Origin of the sequence: Bradyrhizobium sp. (assembly GCF_019244115.1) — a bacterium.
Taxonomy (GTDB): domain Bacteria; phylum Pseudomonadota; class Alphaproteobacteria; order Rhizobiales; family Xanthobacteraceae; genus Bradyrhizobium.
The window spans coordinates 1-3,134 of sequence record NZ_JAFATE010000265.1 but is presented as its reverse complement, the minus strand read 5'-3'; the positions used below and the strand labels follow the sequence as shown (position 1 = coordinate 3,134).

The following is a 3,134-nucleotide window of genomic DNA, read 5'->3' as shown; positions in this document are numbered from 1 at the left end:
AAGAATCCTTTCGCCGAAATGCGGAGCTCGATGCCAATCGGGTTACGGTAGAAACAGACGGCACCCTGGTGAAGCTGAGAGGCGCTGTCCGCTCCTGGGCCGAACGCGAGGAGGCCGAGCGCGTTGCTTGGCAGGTTCCGGGGGTGACTCGCGTTGAAAATCACATCACCATCAGCGTGTGAGCGCATCGCCAACCCAAGCGAGCATCGCCTGCTTGCCCCGGCAGCTTTCATCTCAAGCGCGAAGAAAGCGCTTTTGATCGATTGTCGTCCAACAGGCGCCTCACCGAAATGGCGAGCCGGGTCGCCAGGACGGCATTTTCATCGGCGCGCTAACGCGACGAGTAAGCACGCTCGACTCAAATCGAGCCAGCCCATCACAGGCGTAGCCCAACCACGACAACCTAACCGATGGTATTGGAGGAATGCTGCCGCTCATTGGAGGCGGCAGCATCCGATTTTTGTCGCTTTCGGGCGACGATCACGCGGGCCGGCCGAAGCAAACGATCATGGATCGTATATCCCTCTTCCAGAACGCGCACCACGGTGCCGGGTTCAACCGCATCATCCTCGACTTCCGTCACGGCTTCGTGCCGCGAAGGATCGAAAGGCGTCCCGGCTGCTGCTTCGCTGTGGCGCACGCCAAAGCGTTCGAGAGTGGAGGTGAGCAGACGCTCGGTGGCGCGCACTCCGTCAAGAAGCGCGGTATCAGCGGGGCCTTGCTCGGGCAGGCTTTCGGCCGAGAGCAGCGCCCGCCGCAAATTGTCGATGCTCGTCAAAAGTTCAGAGGCGAAATGCGATATCGCAAATTGGCGGGCATCGGCGGCGCTGCGCTCGGCTCGTCGGCGGGTATTCTCGGCGTCGGCCAGTGCGCGCAGCAACCGGTCGCGCAGCGAGGCGTTCTCGGCCTCCAGGCCGTGCGGCTCGGCCCTGACCTGGCTCGGTGCCTGAGCTTTGTCGTCGCGATCATCGTCTGCCAAGATGAGCTCACATGTGCTGGCGGGAATGGATCAGGGCTGGCGGGCTAACCGGCTTTGCGCTTGCTGTCGTCGACGTCCGTGAACTCCGCGTCCACGACATCATCCGACCCGCTGGCGCCGGCGCTGCCGGTGGTATTTTCCGCACTCCGGTTGAGGGTCTCGCCGAGCTTCATCGTTGCCTGCCTGAGTGCCTCTGTCGCTTGCAGGATCTGCTGTGTGCCTTCGCCCTTCATCGCATCCTTGAGCGAGGAGAGAGCGCTTTCGACTTGGCTCTTCACATCGGGCGGCACACGGCCTTCTGCGTCCTTCAGGGCTTTCTCCGCGGTGTAAATGGTCGCGTCCGCCTGATTGCGGGCATCCACCAGCGCTCTGCGGCGCTTGTCCTCTTCGGCATGCGCTTCGGCTTCGCGGACCATGCGCTGAACGTCAGCCTCGGAGAGGCCCCCCGAGGCTTGGATGCGTATCGTCTGTTCCTTGCCACTGGCCTTGTCCTTGGCAGAGACATTCACGATGCCATTCGCGTCGATGTCGAAGGTCACCTCGATCTGCGGCACGCCTCGAGGCGCGGGAGGAATGCCGACCAGGTCGAACTGGCCTAGGAGCTTGTTGTCGGCTGCCATCTCCCTTTCGCCCTGGAACACCCGGATGGTGACCGCTGTCTGATTGTCCTCCGCGGTCGAGAAAATCTGACTCTTCTTCATCGGGATCGTCGTGTTCCGCTCGATGAGCTTGGTCATCACGCCGCCCAGCGTCTCGATGCCGAGCGATAACGGCGTGACGTCGAGCAGCAACACGTCCTGGACGTCACCTTGCAAGACACCGGCCTGGATGGCGGCGCCCGCGGCGACCACTTCGTCCGGATTGACCCCCTTGTGCGGTTCGCGCCCGAACAGGTTCCGCACCACCTCTTGAACCTTGGGCATCCGCGTCTGGCCGCCGACGAGAACGACCTCCTCAATTTCGGAGGCTCGCACGCCCGCATCCTTCAGGGCGGCCTGACAGGGGCCGATCGTCTTCTGGATGAGATCGTCGACGAGCGCCTCGAGCTTGGCGCGAGTGAGCTTGATGTTGAGATGTTTCGGGCCGTTCTGGTCGGCGGTGATGAAAGGCAGGTTCACATCGGTTTGGGTGGCGCTCGACAGCTCGATCTTGGCCTTCTCCGCTGCGTCCTTGAGGCGCTGCAGAGCGAGGCGGTCCTTGCGCAGATCGATGCTTTGTTCCTTGCGGAACTCGTCGGCAAGATAATCCATGATCCTCTTGTCGAAATCCTCGCCTCCCAAGAACGTGTCACCATTCGTGGATTTGACCTCGAACACGCCCTCTCCGACCTCGAGAATAGAGATGTCGAATGTGCCGCCACCGAGATCGTAGACCGCGATCTTGCCGGATTTCTTTTTCTCGAGACCATAAGCGAGTGCCGCCGCCGTCGGCTCATTGATGATCCGCAGCACTTCCAGACCCGCAATTCGTCCAGCATCTTTCGTCGCCTGACGCTGGGCGTCGTTGAAATAAGCGGGGACGGTGATCACGGCCTGCGTCACCTTGTGGCCCAGATTGGCTTCAGCGGTTTCCTTCATCTTCTGCAAGATGAAGGCGCTGATCTGGCTTGGGCTGTATTTCTTCCCCAGCACCTCGACCCATGCGTCGCCATTGTCGCCGGGCACGATCCGGTAGGGCACCATCCCCTTGTCCTTTTGCGTCATCGGGTCGTCGTAACGGCGACCTATCAGGCGCTTGATCGCAAAAATGGTGTTTTCCGGATTGGTGATGCTTTGGCGCTTGGCGGGTTGCCCGACCAGGATCTCGCCCGAACCCGTGAACGCCACCATCGAAGGCGTGGTCCGCGCACCTTCGGCGTTCTCGATGATCGTCGGCTTGTTGCCTTCCATCACGGCAACGCAAGAATTGGTCGTCCCGAGGTCGATCCCAATTGCCTTGGCCATGGCGGGCCTCCTTGTCTGGCGTCTATTCCGAGCTTCGAAGGATGCTCCTTCGAACGTCCCTCCGCTGCCGCAGAGCCCACTGCGGCGCGTCGGTTTCGAGCTCATGCAAGCCGCTTTCCCGACCCGTCCAGGTCGGGAGCGGTGTCGGTCGCGGGCTCAGGAGGCGTCCTTGACCTCGATCTTTTTGGGCTGGCTGCGCGCCGGCTTCGGAA

At 61.7% G+C, this 3,134-nt stretch carries 3 protein-coding genes; 1 reads left to right on the top strand and 2 read right to left on the bottom strand.

Annotation, left to right across the window (positions count from 1 at the left end; genetic code table 11):
* Nucleotides 1–182: BON domain-containing protein (locus JOZ76_RS12000; RefSeq protein WP_291698839.1), on the top strand; the 182-nt coding region annotated here is incomplete at its 5' end.
* A gap of 221 nt (nucleotides 183–403) precedes the next feature.
* Here the strand turns inward: JOZ76_RS12000 and JOZ76_RS11995 are convergent.
* Together JOZ76_RS11995 and dnaK are read right to left on the bottom strand one after the other, a co-directional pair.
* Complete coding sequence (locus JOZ76_RS11995; RefSeq protein WP_291698838.1) at nucleotides 404–979, bottom strand: nucleotide exchange factor GrpE; 576 nt, start codon at nucleotides 977–979, stop codon at nucleotides 404–406.
* Nucleotides 980–1,023: 44 nt separating this feature from the next.
* Entirely contained in the window at nucleotides 1,024–2,922 is a 1,899-nt protein-coding gene (gene dnaK / locus JOZ76_RS11990; protein WP_291698837.1) for a molecular chaperone DnaK, read from the bottom strand.
* Nucleotides 2,923–3,134 lie beyond the last annotated feature (212 nt).